Genomic DNA, 15,522 nt, shown 5'->3' on the forward strand with positions numbered 1-15,522 from the left:
TCATGCCCCGCCAAAACATCGGCTTCATGCTCGAACCCCACGGCTTCTTCGACCAAAACCCCACCCTCAACCTCCCCACCAAAATCGAACCCACCACCACCAACACCGACAAGTGCTGCAGCAGTGACTAAGTAGCACCACGGGCTAACAGCCCCTAGCTAACGCCGCGGGAGCGCGTTGATCCGTCACGCGCTCCCGCGGCCTCGCCACCCGGCGAAAATTCTCGGACCTTCCCACGTGCATGGACGTTCGCGCATCGGGGTCCGTCCCATACTCGTTGGCCGCCAGAGGCGGCCAGACAGTAAAGATCACACGACGTTCAATCATCAAAGGAGATGTTATGAGTGAAAAGCGTTCCGATGGCGGCGATGACCTCAAAAGGTCGATCGACTGGAAGCAGGGCATGGCCATTGCACTGGGTGTACCCATGCTGATCCTGCCGTCGCTGGGCTACCTTCCGATGTACGTGGCTGCCGCAGCAATCCTCATCTGGGGAATATCGGTCCTGCAGGGTGCCTTGCAGAGCACCGCGTACGCTGAAATGGCCACCACGTTTCCCAAGGCCTCCGGTCTGCCCGGCTTTGCGCAGCATGTGTTCCGCACCGAAAACTACAAGGGCAAGTACGACAAGGGCAAGCTGATCGGCGGCTTCACCGCCTGGAGCTACTGGTTTGGCTGGAACCCGATCCTGGCGATCTTCGCCATCACGGCCGGCGGATACCTGCATGGGCTGTTTCCGGCGCTGGGCGAAACCTTTACCGAGTACCAGCTCGCCTTGATTTCAGGCCTGGTGATCTTCAGCGGTCTATTCATCGTGAACTGGTTCGGCCTCAAGGACGGCGCCCTCCTGGGCTACATCCTGGCAGCCATCTCCCTGATCCCGCTCGTTATCCTGGCGGTGGCGCCTTTTGCTACCGGACACGTTGACATGGCCAACATCACCGGCAACTGGTGGCCCACTGACTGGAACTGGGACATGCACCATATCCTGATGCTCTTCGGCATCTTTGCGATTGCACAGTGGAGCGCCTGCGCCTGGGAAACGGCGGCCATCTACGGCCCCGAGTACAAGAACCCGTCCAAGGACGTCCCCAAGGCACTGCTTGCCTGCGGGATCATCTGCCTCGTCCTGTATGTCCTGCTGCAGGCCGCTGTCATCGGTGTGCTCGGTGTCGACGGTGTTCAGGAACAGTCTGTATCGCCCCTGATTCCGGTGGCCCAGGCCGCCTTCGGCCAGGCCGGGTCAGTAATCACCATCATCATGCTGATCGCCGCCATGGTGCTGATCATCCAAACGGCATACTTGGGCTCCTCCCGCGCCATGCACTCCATGGCGGTGGAAGGCAACCTCCCCAGGGTTTTCGGCAAAACCAACCGCCATGGAACCCCCTTTGTTGCCCTGCTGGTGATCGGAGCCTTCAACCTGGTGCTCATTTCCATGGGAAACGCGGCGGCAATTCTTGCGGCCTCGGCGATCGGCTACACCTGCGCCAACGGCATCAGCCTCTTCGCCTACGTCAAAGCAAAGCGGCACCCCTCCTTCGCGAACCTGGAACGGCCCTTCAACGCACCCAAGGGTTGGACCAACGTCTCCATGATCTTCGGCCTGTTCAATGTACCGCTGTGCCTGATCGGCGTGGTCTACCTGAACAGCCTGGAAATCGGCTGGACCTCAACCTGGGTCGGCTTCCTCGTCCTGGCGCTCTACCTGCCCATCTGGCTGTATTCCCAGCATGAATCGCGACGCAGGGACTCTGAAGCAGTCAGCACTCCCCCTGCAGTTCACGACGCCGACGCGCGGGAAAAGGTCCTGGACCTTACCTAAGGAAATCTGCACCTACCTGGTCCCCGGCGCTGGCGAACAGTCGCGCCGGGGACCGCTCCACCTGACCTACATCGTTTTAGGGCGTGATCCGCGTGTTCAATTCCCCTGCAATTACCTGGGCTCTGACGGCCGTCCTGCTGCTCGGAGGCATTTACTACCTGCTTCAGGCGGCAAGATCCCGCCATCTCATGGACCGGGTGAACAACAGCTTCCATGCCCTCATGATGGTTCTGATGGCCGCCATGCTGTGGAACCTGGCCCCGTCGACCGTGCTGGCTCAGATCGCCGTCCTCGCCGGTGCTGCCCTGTGGTTTGTGATCCAGGCGGTGGCCCGGCCGGAATTCAAACTGCTCTGCGCCGGCAGCCAGGGACGGTTGAAATGCGTTTATCACAGCCTCACCATGGGTGCTGCTGCGCTCATGATCGCGATGATGGATCATGCCGCCACCGGCGGCCATGACACCGCCCCCGCAACTGCAATGCCGGCGTCGACCGCCCATCACGGAACAGCTTCTGCAGCCCACAGCCCGGCAGCACCAGGATTGGATCACTCAGCTGACCTGGCGGTCCCGCTGACGGTATTCTTCGCAGTGGCGGCGGTCTTTTTCATTGTCCTTCTGCTGCGCTACCGGCCCACGAAACCCGCCCACCACAGCGCGCACACTCCCAATCCCTCCCGCCGCGCGGAACACGGACTCGAAGCCCTCGGCGCCGCCGCAATGGCCCTGATGTTTGCCACGATGTCGGCATAACGGACCTCGTGCGCTCATGAAAGCCTCGACGAGGAAGCCGTCCTACCCCGGGACCAAGCAATGAACCCGCTCGCCCTGAGCCTCATTGAACTGGGGGCAGTGGTGTTCTCCCTCGGCCTGTTGGCCAGGCTGGCCGGACGGATCGGAATGTCGCCCATCCCGCTTTATCTCCTCGGCGGCCTTGCCTTTGGTACGGGCGGAATTGTTGAGCTTGAAGGCATGCAGCAGTCCGCGCACCTCTTCGGGGAGATCGGCGTCATCCTGCTGTTGCTGATGCTCGGGCTGGAATATACGGCGTCCGGGCTTTTCACCGGACTGCGAAGATCGTGGCAGGCCGGTCTCCTTGACCTCGTCCTGAACTTCCTGCCGGGGGCGGCACTTGCCCTGTTCCTGAACTGGGGTTTCGTGGGGGCCATGGTGATGGGCGGCGCCACCTACATCTCGTCGTCGGGCATCGCGGCGAAGGTGATCACTGATCTGGGCTGGCTGGGCAACCGCGAAACTCGGGTGGTGATCTCCATCCTGGTGTTTGAAGACCTGACCATGGTCCTCTACCTTCCCGTCCTGACCAGCATTCTCGCCGGCGTCAGCTTCATCAGTGGGCTCACCACGGTAGGCATTGCGCTGGCCGTGGTGAGTGTGGTCCTGCTAGTGGCACTGCGGCACGGACACCGAGTCTCCAAGGCTGTCCACAGTGAGAACTCAGAGGTGTTCCTCCTGAACGTCCTGGGCGCGGCCCTGCTCGTAGCCGGCGCCGCATCCGCCATGCTGGTGTCGGCGGCAGTCGGCGCCTTTTTGCTCGGCATCGCGATCTCCGGTGCCACGTCGCACCATGCCACCCGCATCCTGGCACCGCTGCGGGACCTTTTTGCCGCGATCTTCTTTGTGGCGTTCGGCCTGAACACCGACCCTGCCTCCATTCCGCCCGTCCTTGGCTGGGCACTTGCCCTCGCTGTTGTCACCACGGCCAGCAAAATGGCGACCGGTATCTGGGCCGCGAAGCGTGAGGGCATTGCACGGCCCGGCCGTCTGCGTGCCGGAGCTGCGCTTGTAGCCCGCGGGGAATTCTCGATCGTTATTGCCGGACTGGCAGTGGCATCCGGTGCCGTCACCCAAGAACTGGCGGCCATGACTACTGCCTATGTGCTGATCATGGCCGTTGTTGGCCCCTTGGCCGCGCGCTACGTCGAACCGTTGGTGGAAATCGTGCTGTCCGCAGAGGGCGTCGTGACGAAAGTCTAGCTGTGGTGCGTTCGACGGTGCGCGGACCGGAGGGAGTGTCTGTGGCAGCCAACAGGAAGGTCGAAAACCAGTTCTGCCGTCGGCGTCTCCGGCTCAAGCGTCAAATTGTCAGCTGACGCCCGGGCCAGCGCCAGAATGCGGTTTCGGTTCAGACGCCTCGTGTTTCCGCGCCGCCTGGTCGAGAGCTTCCAACACCCGCGCGTTGGCTCCTGCGTCCGTGAGATCGTAGCGGAGCGGCCTTCCGTTGAGGACGCTGTCGGCGAAATGTTCGCCCATCCGGACGAAATGGTTTTCGCCTTTGAACTCGTGATGGACAGTGTCCTGTCCGAAGTGATGCTCCTCCAGGACCGAATCCTCCTCCAACAGCCCAAAAGGATTGTCGAGGTAGAGCCGGCCCTCGGTGCCCGTGATTTCCAGGAAATTGCGGCGCTCGAGGTTCACTCCGGTATCAAAAAGCGCGGTGGCGCTGCCGGGAAAGCGCAGCATGCCAGCAATGCTGACGTCAATGAGACCTCGGTCGTTGGCGTCGCGGTAGTTGCCAAAGGCGGCGACCCGGGCCGGCTCCTGCCCCGCGACCATCCGGCTCACATTGACGCAGTAGCACCCGGTGTCGAAAAGTGCGCCGCCGCCGAGGCCGGCATACCAGCGGATATTGTCGGCGCCGCCCGCATCGAAGGAGTGACCGATGTGGAGAAATGTCACTTTGCCCACCGCACCTGCCGCGAGCAGCTCTTGCAGCTTTTCGAAACGCGGGTGAAAACGGTACATGAATCCTTCTAAGACTTTGAGCCCGGTTTCGTCGGCCTTGCGCGAAACCTCTTCGCACTCGGCGGCGCTCATCGCCAATGGTTTTTCACAGAGGACGTGCTTGCCTGCGTCTAAGGATTTCAGAATCCACTCGAGGTGAAGTGAATTCGGCAGCGGAATGTAGACGGCGTCGATGTCCGGCGAAGCGAGCAGCGCCTCGTAAGAGCCGAACGTCTGTGGGACGCCGTGCCTGTTGGCGTACTCTTTTGCCTTTTCCTCGGTGCGGGAAGCAATACCTACAACCTCACCGTTTTTCGTTTTCTGCAACGCCGGAATTGTCTTGCGGACGATGCGGGCGGTGCCGAGGACGCCCCAACGCAGCTTCTCGCTCATTGAACTCTCCTGTTCTAGTGCCTGCCCCGTTTGAGGAGGGTTCTGCACACCTACTGCGGTTCCTCCCCGACCGAACGACTTGTCGGCCCCTATCCAGCCGCCGTAAACACGATTTCCGGCGCAGAATGCGGTGTCATAAGCGGGTGGGCTGCCCACCAGGCGGCGCACGCTGCGCGCCAGCTGTTGAGGTCGTTTTCACCGCCATTGACGCTTACCGTCGATCCCGATGCCCGGGCCACTGCCGCGCCACAGGAGTAGGCCCCGTCGTCGGCCGTGATCGCGGGGTACTCCACGTAGAGTTCGCCCAGAGAGCGAATCAAATACTTCGGGCGCTCGTCCACGCGTGCAGCCAGCGCCGTTTGGACCGAGTCCACGCCTGTGAGGACGAGAACCGTGGCCATGCCTGCGCGGTTTCCGCCGAGGATGTCGGTGTCCAGTCGGTCGCCGACCACGAGAGCGCGCTCGACGCCGGAGTGGCGCGCCGCCGTCTCGAAGAGGGCCGCTTCCGGTTTTCCCGCTACTAGCGGCGACTTGCCGGTGGCAGCGGCAACCGCGGCCACCAATGACCCGTTACCCGGGGCGAACCCCCGCTCCTGGGGAAGGGTCATGTCCATGTTTGTCGCTACCCACGTGGCGCCTGCTGTGACCGCGTAGGCGGCTTCTGCCAGGTCCTTCCAGCCGAGGGCAGGGGAAAATCCCTGGATGACTGCGTCTGGCCGATCGTCCGAGCTTGACACGACAACGAGCCCCTGCGCCCTGACGGAGTCTGCGAGGATCTGACTGCCCACGACGAGCACAGCCGCGCCTGCGGCCATCTTGGCGGCCAGCAGCTGTGCACCGGCCAGCGCGGATCCGAAGACCTGCTCGGCGGTGGCAGGTGCTCCTAATTCCCGGAGGTGGGTGGCAACCTCCTCTGGTGAGCGCGACGCGTTGTTTGTCACGTATGCCAGGCTCTTGCCCTCACCTTCGAGTTTATCGAGTGCGTGGGTAGCTCCGTCGATCGCCGTCGGTCCGGTATACACGACGCCGTCTAGGTCCGCCAGCACTCCGTCAAAGCCGTCAATTAACCGCATGCTCATTGATACCTCATCTTCCGCTGGTGTTTATCACCGGCTTGCGCTCTTGTGCGGCGCCGGTAACGAAGGCTAATAAACCGGCTGCGCCGGCCCGATGCGTGCAAGGCACAGACTCCGCCACGGTCAGGAATGAAAACCGGATCGCGAACGACCGAGCCAGGCCGCGCAATATCCTGACCTGGCTCGGCAGCGGACCGTGTCAGGCCGCGAAGATCACAAAGAATTTCCTGATCCGTTCCTGGATCTCCCATGTCCCCTGCCAACCGATGGGGAAGACAGCGGCGGTTCCGGCCTCCAACGTGATCGGTTCAGCGCCATCCTGGGTGACCACCATGCGGCCTTCAAGAACATGAATCGCTTCACCGCGCTCCAGGAATTCCCACCGAGAGAGGCCTGGGTCGGCTTCCCAGACTCCAGAGAGGATGCGGGAGTCGTCGCTGGTAAAGGGAATGGCGATTCGCGTTGGTATCGCGTCGCCGAGCACTTCGGCCAACGGGGGGCCGAGCAGGGATTTGTCTAGGTCCCCAGCGAAGAGCTCGCTGGGCTGGAAAGTTACGCTCATTTGATTTTGCCTTTCTGCTGCTACTCGCCGGCAATGTCTCCGGCGGGCTGGCGGGTGACCAGATAGAGGCACTGTAGCCCAGCCCGTTCGGGTAGGGAAGCGACTGCCACCCGCCCCGGCGCGCCGCTCAGACTACCCAATAGGGTAGTCAAAACCATCCCGAAATGGCGTTTCCCCTATCCGCAAATGACAGGACGATGGAGGCTAGGCCAAGCTCCAACAGATCCGACCCATTGCGAAAGGAAGCCCGATGCAACAACTCCCAGATTCCTGCCTTGATACGTGGATGGGCCGGGAGGCCCTTGCCGAGGCCATGATTCCGGTGATTGGCCGGCTGTACCGCGAGAACAACGTGGTGGCGAGCATCCACGGCCGCAGTCTGATCAACAAGTCCACCATGGGCATCCTCAAGGCGCACCGCTTCGCGCGTCGGATCAGCAATGACGAGCTGCTCCCGGAGGAAACCGCCCCGCTCCTGAACACCCTCGCCGGCCTGGAGTTGGGCGCGGCAGCCATCGACATTGCCCGCCTCAACCAGAAGTTCAAGGAAGAGGGCGGCGGGGCAACACTGGAAGAGTTCCTCCGCGCCGAGCTTGCCGAGGTAGTTGGCAAGCGTGGTGGCGATGACCGCGCCAGCACCGACGTTGTGCTCTACGGCTTTGGCCGGATCGGCCGCCTGCTGGCGCGCCTCCTCATCGAAAAGGCAGGCGGCGGCCACGGCCTGCGCCTGCGCGCCATCGTGGTGCGCCGCGGCTCGGACAAGGACCTGACCAAGCGCGCCAGCCTCCTGCGCCGCGACTCGGTCCACGGCTCCTTCGAGGGCACCATCCGGGTCAATGAGGAAGCCAGCACCATTACCGCCAACGGCGTGCAGGTCCAGGTCATCTACTCGGACAACCCCGCCACGATCGACTACACCGCTTACGGCATCCACAACGCGCTGGTGGTGGACAACACGGGCCGCTGGCGCGACGTTGAAGGGCTGTCCCAGCACCTGCAGAGCAAGGGCGTGTCACGCGTTCTCCTGACCGCACCGGGCAAGGGCGAGCTGAAGAACATCGTGCATGGGATTAACCACGGCACCATCCTGGACTCGGACAAGATCGTGTCCGCGGCGTCCTGCACCACCAACGCCATCACGCCGGTCCTGAAAGCCATCAACGACAGGTTCGGCGTGGTCCACGGGCATGTGGAGACCGTCCACTCGTTCACCAATGACCAGAACCTGATCGACAACTTTCACAAGGGCGACCGCCGCGGCCGCTCCGCCGCGCTGAACATGGTGATCACCGAAACCGGAGCGGCCACTGCTGTGGCGAAGGCGCTGCCGGAGCTGCTGGGCAAGCTCACCGGCAGCTCCATCCGCGTTCCTACCCCGGACGTCAGCCTGGCCATCCTCAACCTGAGCCTCGAAAACGGCACCACCAAGGATGAGGTCAACAGCTTCCTCCGCGATATGTCGCTGCACTCGGACCTGCGCAAGCAGATCGACTACATGGACTCGCCCGAGCTGGTCTCGACGGACTTCGTCGGCTCCCGCCATGCCGGCATTGTTGACAGCCTCGCGACCATCTCCAACGACAAAAACCTCGTCCTCTACGTCTGGTACGACAACGAGTTCGGCTACAGCTGCCAGGTGGTCCGCGTCATGGAACAGATGGCCGGCGTCAACCGGCCCTCCTTCCCCGCGCGGGATGTCGTTCAGGAGGCCATGTCAGTGCTTGCCGCGCTGAAATCGGCCTAGCGCGGTCCTCCCCCACCAGCACTCGAGGGAAGGAGCGGACGAACCTCACTCCCCCTTGACGACGGATTTTAAGGAGACTCAATGTGCATTGTTGATCCCCCTACGGCTGAGGGGCCGCCTTTCCCGGCACCGTCCAAAGGCCTGCCTCCCGTTCCCATTCCTGTGAGAAAACTTGTTTCGCTCTCTCACGTCCGGCCCGTCCGGGGCCGTGACCGCGAGATGCTGCAGCTCATCCACGACCTCGCCGTCCTGGCAGCACAGCATGACCAGCAGGTCGGCTCGCAGTCCCCAGCAGGAGTTTCGCCATGAAACGGCACGTGACCCTCAGGCTTGTACAGTGTGGCGCACCTCGAATCTGCAACAGGTTTATGCCGTACCTCGTACCACCCACAACACTTCCAGGTGCGTCCGTGTGGCGCACTGCCTGTAAATCCTCTCGCAGAATTTGAGCCGAAACATGAAAATTGGAATCCTCACCAGCGGCGGCGACTGCCCCGGACTGAACGCTGTCATCCGCGGCGCCGTACTTAAAGGCATCACCGTCCACGGCCACGAGTTTGTCGGGTTCCTGGACGGCTGGCGGGGCGTGGTTGAGGGCGACATCATCGATATCCCCCGCACCATGGTCCGGGGGATCGCCAAGCAGGGCGGCACGATCCTGGGCACGTCCCGCACCAACCCCTTCGAAAACGGCGGCGGGCCGGAGGTCATCAAGGCCCACATGGATCGCCTGGGCATCGACGCCATCATTGCCATCGGTGGCGAAGGGACCCTCGCCGCCGCAAAGAGGCTGACCGACGCAGGGCTGAAGATCGTGGGTGTCCCCAAGACCGTGGACAACGACCTCGACGCCACGGACTACACCTTCGGCTTCGATACCGCCGTGCAGATCGCCACCGAAGCAATCGACAGGCTGCGCACCACGGCAGAGTCCCACCACCGCTGCATGATCGCCGAGGTCATGGGCCGGCACGTGGGCTGGATTGCCCTGCACGCGGGCATGGCCGCAGGCGCGCACGCCATCCTGATCCCGGAGCAGAAGATCAGCATCGAACAGATCGCCCAGTGGGTGAAGGAAGCCCACGCCCGCGGGCGCGCGCCGCTGGTAGTGGTGGCCGAGGGCTTTGTTCCGGAGCACATGGAATCCCCGCACTCTGAGCGGGGCTTGGACACCTTCGGCCGGCCCCGCCTCGGCGGCATCGCGGACCAGCTGGTCCCGGAGCTGGAAGCCCGGACCGGCATCGAGACCCGTGCAACGATCCTGGGGCACATCCAGCGCGGCGGCGTCCCGTCCGCCTTCGACCGTGTGCTCGCCACCCGCCTGGGCATGGCCGCGATCGACTCCGTGGTGGAAGGCTGCTGGGGCACTATGGTGGCGCTTAAGGGCACCGATATCGAGCACGTTGGCTTCGCGGAAGCGCTGGGCAAGCTGAAGACCGTGCCACAGGACCGCTACGAGGAAGCAGCGGTCCTGTTCGGCTGACCTTCTTTAGAAGGTCTTTCCGGCGGAACCCAGCTGCTTGGTTGCCTCGACGACGCGGGCGGACAGGCCCGCCTCGGCGGAGGCACCCCAGACGCGGGGATCGTAGAGCTTTTTGTTGCCCACTTCGCCGTCAACTTTCAGCACGCCGTCGTAGTTCTTGAACATGTGGTCCACCACGGGACGCGTGTACGCGTACTGGGTGTCGGTGTCGATGTTCATCTTGATCACGCCGTAGGAGACGGCGTCGGCGATTTCCTGGTCGGAGGAACCGGAGCCGCCGTGGAACACGAGGTCGAACGGGCTGTTCTTGCCAAGTTTGGCTCCCACCTGGGCCTGGATGTCCTTGAGGATCTCCGGGCGCAGCTTCACACCACCGGGCTTGTACACACCGTGCACGTTGCCGAAGGTCAGGGCCGTGATGTAGCGGCCGTTCTCGCCGGCGCCGAGGGCCTCGATGGTGGCCAGGGCGTCCTCGACCGTGGTGTAGAGCTTGTCGTTGATGGCGTTTTCCACGCCGTCTTCCTCGCCGCCCACGATGCCGATTTCAACTTCGAGGATCATCTTCGCAGCGGCGGTGCGCTCCAGCAGTTCGCGCGCGGTGCTGAGGTTCTCGTTGAGCGGCTCGTGCGAACCGTCCCACATGTGCGAGTTGAAGATCGGGTTCCGGCCGGCCTTGACCTCGGCCTCGGACGCCGCCAGCAGCGGCAGGACAAAACCGTCCAGCTTGTCCTTGGGGCAGTGGTCGGTGTGGAGGGCAATGTTGACGCCGTAGTTCTTGGCAACTTCCCGGGCGAACGCGGCGAAGCCGAGCGAACCGGCCACCATGTCCTTGGTGGCCGCCCCGGACCAGTAGGCGGCTCCGCCGGTGGACACCTGGATGATGCCATCGGATTCAGCCTCGGCGAACCCGCGGATGGCTGCATTCAGGGTCTGCGACGACGTCACGTTGACCGCCGGGAATGCATAGCCTCCGGCCTTGGCACGGTCGATCATCTCGGAGTAGATCTCTGGGGTTGCAATGGGCATGGTGACTCCTATGCTGAGTTTTCGTCTTTGAACGCGTCATAGCCCCGCCGCATGGGACGGAGCTATGACGTAGCCGGGTTTTACTCGGCCACCTCGCCGGTGGTTTCGTAGGTGGCGATCTTGCCGATGCGGCGTTCATGGCGCTCGGCATTACTAAACGGTTCTGCCAGGAATGCCTCGATCAGTTCGGTGGCCTCCTGCACGGTGTGCTGGCGCCCGCCCACTGCCACCACGTTGGCGTTGTTGTGTTCGCGGGCCAGCTTGGCCGTGTCGAGGTTCCAGGCCAGGGCCGCGCGGACGCCCTTGACCTTGTTCGCGGCGATCTGCTCGCCGTTGCCCGAGCCGCCCAGCACAATCCCGAGGGCGTCAATGCCTGCGGCCTGATCGGCCACGACGGCGGAGGCTGCGTTAATGCAGAACGACGGGTAGTCGTCCTCGGCATCATAGGCCGCCGGCCCGTGGTCCACCATCTCGTAGCCGTTGGCAGACAGTGCATTGATGAGGTGGGAGCTGAGCTCCATACCGGCGTGGTCGGTTCCGATGTGAACGCGCATGAGTGGTCCTTCAGGCTGGTTGGGGTGCGATGTTGTTGAGGTGGAGAGCCGTTCGGCCGAAGGCGAGCTGGCCGTTCGCGCGCAATGACTCGATGGCGTCTGCAGGAGACGGCTTGCCGTACACGGCTGACCCTGCCACAAAGACGTTGGCACCGGCCTCCGCGGCCCGAGTGATGGTTTCCTCCGTGATGCCGCCGTCCACCTGGATGGCCACGTTCACTCCTGAACCGTCAACCGCCGCGCGGGCACGGCGGATCTTGGGCAGCATGACATCCAGGAACGCCTGGCCGCCAAAGCCCGGCTCCACCGTCATGATCAACAGCATGTCCAGTTCGGGGAGCATGTCCAGGTACGGTTCCACCGGAGTGGCCGGACGCAGAGCCATGCCCGCCTTTGCCCCGCGTGCGCGAAGTTCGCGAGCGAGCTTGATGGGGGCGTCGGATGCCTCGACGTGGAATGTCACAGAGCTCACGCCGGCGTCGGCGTACAGCGGAGCCCAGCGGTCCACGTTGGCAATCATCAGGTGGGCGTCCAACGGGACGGGGCTGACCTTCTGCAGGCGTTCCACAACAGGCAGGCCGAGGGTCAGATTTGGCACAAAGTGGTTGTCCATAACATCCACGTGCACGGCATCGGCGTTGCTGATGCGGGCGAGTTCGGCCTCGAGATTGACGAAGTCGGCCGAGAGGATGCTGGGGTTGATGCAGCAGTTCAGAGGTGATGCGGACATGATGTCTGCCTTTCGGTAGCGGTCAGAGCTCGGGTCAGGATGCCTTCCGTGCGGTTGCGAGGGCGCCTTCGACGTCGGCCAGGAGTTCCTTCCAGCTGGCCACAAACTTGTCCAGGCCCTCCGATTCGAGGAGGGCAACCACCTCGTTGTAGGAGATGCCCAGGGCGTCTAGTGCGTACAGCACGCCCTTGGACTCGGCATAGGTGCCGGTGATGGTGTCACCGGTGACCAGGCCGTGGTCGAACGTCGCGTCCAGCGTCTTCTCCGGCATGGTGTTGACGACGTCGGCGGCAGCCAGTCCGGTGACGTACAGGGTGTCGGGGTAGGCCGGGTCCTTCACACCGGTGGAGGCCCACAGCGGACGCTGCGTGCGTGCGCCGGCTTTGGCCAGAAGTTCCCACCGTTCGGTCGAGAAGAGCTGCTCGTACACCTGGTAGGCCAGGCGGGCATTGGCTACGCCAGCCTTGCCCTTCAGTGCCTTGGCCTCGTCGGTGCCGAGGGCGTCGAGCCGTTTGTCGATCTCAGAGTCCACGCGGGAAACGAAGAACGAGGCGACCGAGTGGATCTTGGAAAGGTCATGACCGTTTTCCTTGGCCAGTTCCAGGCCGGACTGGAAGGCGTCGATGACTGCCCGGTAGCGCTCCAGGGAGAAGATCAGGGTCACGTTGACGCTGATGCCTTCGCCCAGGGTTGCCGTGATGGCCGCGAGGCCTTCGAGCGTCGCCGGGATCTTGATGTGGACGTTGTCCTTGTCCACCTTCTTGTAGAGGTTCTTGGCCTCGGCGATGGTACCTTCGGTGTCCCAAGCGAGACGGGGGTCAACCTCGATGGACACTCGGCCGTCCACACCGTTGGTGGCGGCGGCGATCGGGGCGAACAGATCGCAGGCGTCGGCAACGTCGGTGGTGGTTATTTCGAAGATGGTCTCCTCGACGCGGGCGCCCTGCAAGGCAAGTTCGGCGATCTTTGCGTCGTAGTCCGTGCCGGACGTGATCGCGGCCTGGAAGATGGACGGGTTGGTGGTCACTCCAACCACGTTCTTTTCGTCAATGAGCTTCTGCAGGCTGCCGCTGGCGAGACGCTCGCGCGAGAGGTCATCCAGCCAGATTGACACGCCGGCGTCTGACAGCTGAGCGGTGGGGGTTGCTTTGGTCATGGCTTCTGCTTCTTCCTTCAAAAAAATATGGACAGTGACGGTTCGCGGCGCCGCCGCAGTGCAGGGGAAAGGCTAGTTGCGGGCCGCGGCGAGGGAATCCTTGGCAGCGGCGGCGACAGCCTCCGCGGTAATGCCGAACTCCTGGAACAGGCGCTTGTAGTCAGCGGAAGCACCGTAGTGCTCGAGCGAGATGGAACGGCCGGCATCGCCAACGAATTCCCTCCAGCCCAGGGCCAGACCGGCCTCCACGGAGACGCGGGCCTTGACGGCGGCGGGGAGCACGGACTCGCGGTAGGCAGCGTCCTGCTTGTTGAACCACTCGACGCACGGCATGGAGACAACGCGGGCGGCGATGCCCTCGGCCTGGAGGGCTTCGCGGGCCTGGACGGCCAGCTGGACCTCGGAGCCGGTTGCGATCAGGAGCACGTCGGCCGGCACGGTGGCGCCGTCCTTCGATGCTTCAGCCAGGACGTAGCCGCCCTTGGCCACACCGGCCGGGGAAGCAAAGGTGTCACCCTGTGCTGCACCATTACCGCGGGCGAAGGTGGGGACGTTCTGACGGGTCAGGACGATGCCGGCCGGGTTTTCGTGGTTCTCCAGCATGGTCTTCCACGCTATGCCCACCTCGTTCGCGTCACCGGGGCGGACGACGTCCAGGCCCACGATGGCGCGTAGGGTGGAGAGCTGCTCCACCGGCTGGTGGGTGGGTCCGTCCTCGCCCAGGCCGATTGAATCGTGGGACCAGACGTAGATGGACGGGACACCCATCAGGGCGGAGAGGCGGATGGCCGGGCGCTGGTAGTCACTGAAGATCAGGAACGTGCCGGAGAATGCGCGGGTCCGGCCGTGCAACGAGATGCCGTTCACGATCGACGCCGCAGCATGCTCGCGGATACCGAAGTGTAGGACCCGGCCGTACGGGTTACCCTTCCACGCATCGGTGGAGCGGGAGACCGGGATGAACGACGCCGATCCTTCGATGGTGGTGTTGTTGGACTCCGCGAGGTCAGCGGAGCCACCCCACAGCTCGGGCAGGACCGGGCCGAGGGCGTTCAGGACCTTGCCGGATGCGGCGCGGGTGGAGACATCCTTGCCTGATTCGAAGACCGGCAGGACGGCGTCGATTCCGGCGGGAAGCTTCTTGGCTTCGATCCGCTCCAACAGGGCAGCGCCCTCGGGGTTGGCCTGCTGCCAGGCCTCGAACGAGGAATCCCATTCGCTGCGGGCTGCGGCGCCGCGGTCAACAACGGCGCGGGCGTGGGCCAGGACATCCTGGTCCACCTCGAAGGACTTGGCCGGGTCGAAGCCCAGGACCTCCTTGAGGCCTGCCACTTCGTCGGCGCCCAGGGCTGAACCGTGGATCTTGCCGGTGTTCTGCTTCTTCGGCGCCGGGTACCCGATGATGGTCCGCAGCGAGATGATGGACGGCTTGGAGGTCTCGGCTTTCGCGGCGAGAAGAGCCGAGTAAAGCTCCTGGACGTCTTCGACGTATTCGCCGGTCTCGGTCCAGTCGACGCGCTGGGTGTGCCAGCCGTAAGCCTCGTAACGCTTCAGGACGTCCTCGGTGAAGGAGATGTCGGTGTCGTCCTCGATGGAGATGTGGTTCTCATCGTAGACGACCACGAGGTTGCCCAGTTCCTGGTGGCCGGCCAGCGAGGAAGCCTCGGAGGTCACGCCTTCCTGAATGTCGCCGTCGGAAGCGATGACCCAGATGGTGTGGTCGAACGGGGACGTGCCCTCGGCAGCATCGGCGTCGAACAGGCCGCGCATCCGGCGCTGGGAGTAGGCGAAGCCCACAGAGGAGGCAAGGCCCTGGCCCAGCGGGCCGGTGGTGATTTCGACGCCGGCAGTGTGCTTGTACTCGGGGTGGCCCGGGGTCAGCGAATCCCAGGTGCGCAACGCCTTAAGGTCGTCCAGTTCCAGGCCGTAGCCGGACAGGAACAGCTGGATGTAAAGGGTCAAAGAGGAGTGGCCGGGTGACAGGATGAAGCGGTCACGTCCCAGCCAGTCCGGGTCACGGGGGTCGTGGCGCATCAGTTTATGGAAGAGAAGGTAGGCGGCCGGCGCCAGGCTCATGGCCGTGCCGGGGTGGCCGTTGCCGACCTTCTCGACGGCGTCCGCGGCCAATACACGGGCTGTGTCCACGGCGCGCTCGTCCGCGCGCGTCCAGTCGAGTGTTGCTGAGTTTGTAGTGCTGGAGAGCATCACATTTGTTGTCGGGTTCACGGTTTG

13 protein-coding genes are annotated in these 15,522 nt (G+C 63.6%); 5 read left to right on the plus strand and 8 right to left on the minus strand.

Features of this window, described 5'->3' with window-relative positions:
- Positions 1 to 340 precede the first annotated feature (340 nt).
- The 3 genes from NFC73_RS20000 (at position 341) to NFC73_RS20010 (ending at position 3,819) form a co-directional block, all read left to right on the plus strand.
- Positions 341 to 1,825 (plus strand): APC family permease, encoded by a 1,485-nt coding sequence (locus NFC73_RS20000; RefSeq protein WP_254753109.1) that lies wholly within the window; start codon positions 341 to 343, stop codon positions 1,823 to 1,825.
- 92 nt (positions 1,826 to 1,917) lie between these two features.
- On the plus strand, positions 1,918 to 2,577 hold the full coding sequence (locus tag NFC73_RS20005) for a DUF5134 domain-containing protein (RefSeq protein WP_254753111.1): 660 nt from the start codon (positions 1,918 to 1,920) through the stop codon (positions 2,575 to 2,577).
- Positions 2,578 to 2,637: 60 nt separating this feature from the next.
- Positions 2,638 to 3,819, plus strand: a complete 1,182-nt coding sequence (locus NFC73_RS20010) for a cation:proton antiporter (RefSeq protein WP_254753113.1) — start codon at positions 2,638 to 2,640, stop codon at positions 3,817 to 3,819.
- 108 nt (positions 3,820 to 3,927) lie between these two features.
- Here NFC73_RS20010 and NFC73_RS20015 read toward each other — a convergent pair whose 3' ends face one another.
- From NFC73_RS20015 to NFC73_RS20025, 3 genes are all read right to left on the minus strand, one after another.
- A complete protein-coding gene (locus tag NFC73_RS20015) occupies positions 3,928 to 4,959 on the minus strand; it encodes a Gfo/Idh/MocA family protein (protein ID WP_254753115.1) in 1,032 nt (343 codons plus the stop codon).
- An 89-nt stretch (positions 4,960 to 5,048) separates the two neighbouring features.
- Positions 5,049 to 6,038: an HAD-IIA family hydrolase gene (locus tag NFC73_RS20020; RefSeq protein ID WP_254753117.1), complete on the minus strand. Its 990-nt coding sequence runs from the start codon at positions 6,036 to 6,038 to the stop codon at positions 5,049 to 5,051.
- A gap of 196 nt (positions 6,039 to 6,234) precedes the next feature.
- Positions 6,235 to 6,597 (minus strand): cupin domain-containing protein, encoded by a 363-nt coding sequence (locus NFC73_RS20025; protein WP_254753119.1) that lies wholly within the window; start codon positions 6,595 to 6,597, stop codon positions 6,235 to 6,237.
- Between the two features lie 250 nt (positions 6,598 to 6,847).
- Here NFC73_RS20025 and NFC73_RS20030 point away from each other — a divergent pair, with 250 nt between their 5' ends.
- Both NFC73_RS20030 and NFC73_RS20035 read left to right on the plus strand, forming a co-directional pair.
- On the plus strand, positions 6,848 to 8,341 hold the full coding sequence (locus NFC73_RS20030; protein ID WP_256549159.1) for a glyceraldehyde-3-phosphate dehydrogenase: 1,494 nt from the start codon (positions 6,848 to 6,850) through the stop codon (positions 8,339 to 8,341).
- Between the two features lie 457 nt (positions 8,342 to 8,798).
- On the plus strand, positions 8,799 to 9,824 hold the full coding sequence (locus NFC73_RS20035; protein WP_254753121.1) for an ATP-dependent 6-phosphofructokinase: 1,026 nt from the start codon (positions 8,799 to 8,801) through the stop codon (positions 9,822 to 9,824).
- A gap of 6 nt (positions 9,825 to 9,830) precedes the next feature.
- On the opposite strand, the gene fbaA is transcribed toward NFC73_RS20035, so the two are convergent.
- The 5 genes from fbaA to tkt all read right to left on the minus strand — a co-directional run bounded on the left by fbaA (position 9,831) and on the right by tkt (position 15,495).
- Positions 9,831 to 10,850: a class II fructose-bisphosphate aldolase gene (gene fbaA / locus NFC73_RS20040; protein WP_254753123.1), complete on the minus strand. Its 1,020-nt coding sequence runs from the start codon at positions 10,848 to 10,850 to the stop codon at positions 9,831 to 9,833.
- Between the two features lie 80 nt (positions 10,851 to 10,930).
- Positions 10,931 to 11,404: a ribose-5-phosphate isomerase gene (locus NFC73_RS20045; protein WP_254753125.1), complete on the minus strand. Its 474-nt coding sequence runs from the start codon at positions 11,402 to 11,404 to the stop codon at positions 10,931 to 10,933.
- Positions 11,405 to 11,414: 10 nt separating this feature from the next.
- Complete coding sequence (gene rpe / locus NFC73_RS20050) at positions 11,415 to 12,134, minus strand: ribulose-phosphate 3-epimerase (RefSeq protein WP_254753127.1); 720 nt, start codon at positions 12,132 to 12,134, stop codon at positions 11,415 to 11,417.
- Between the two features lie 34 nt (positions 12,135 to 12,168).
- A complete protein-coding gene (gene tal, locus NFC73_RS20055) occupies positions 12,169 to 13,290 on the minus strand; it encodes a transaldolase (RefSeq protein WP_254753129.1) in 1,122 nt (373 codons plus the stop codon).
- Between the two features lie 72 nt (positions 13,291 to 13,362).
- Positions 13,363 to 15,495 (minus strand): transketolase, encoded by a 2,133-nt coding sequence (tkt, locus tag NFC73_RS20060; protein ID WP_254753161.1) that lies wholly within the window; start codon positions 15,493 to 15,495, stop codon positions 13,363 to 13,365.
- Between the last annotated feature and the right edge of the window lie 27 nt (positions 15,496 to 15,522).

It is taken from the genome of Pseudarthrobacter humi, from assembly GCF_024294965.1.
Lineage (GTDB): Bacteria > Actinomycetota > Actinomycetes > Actinomycetales > Micrococcaceae > Arthrobacter > Arthrobacter humi.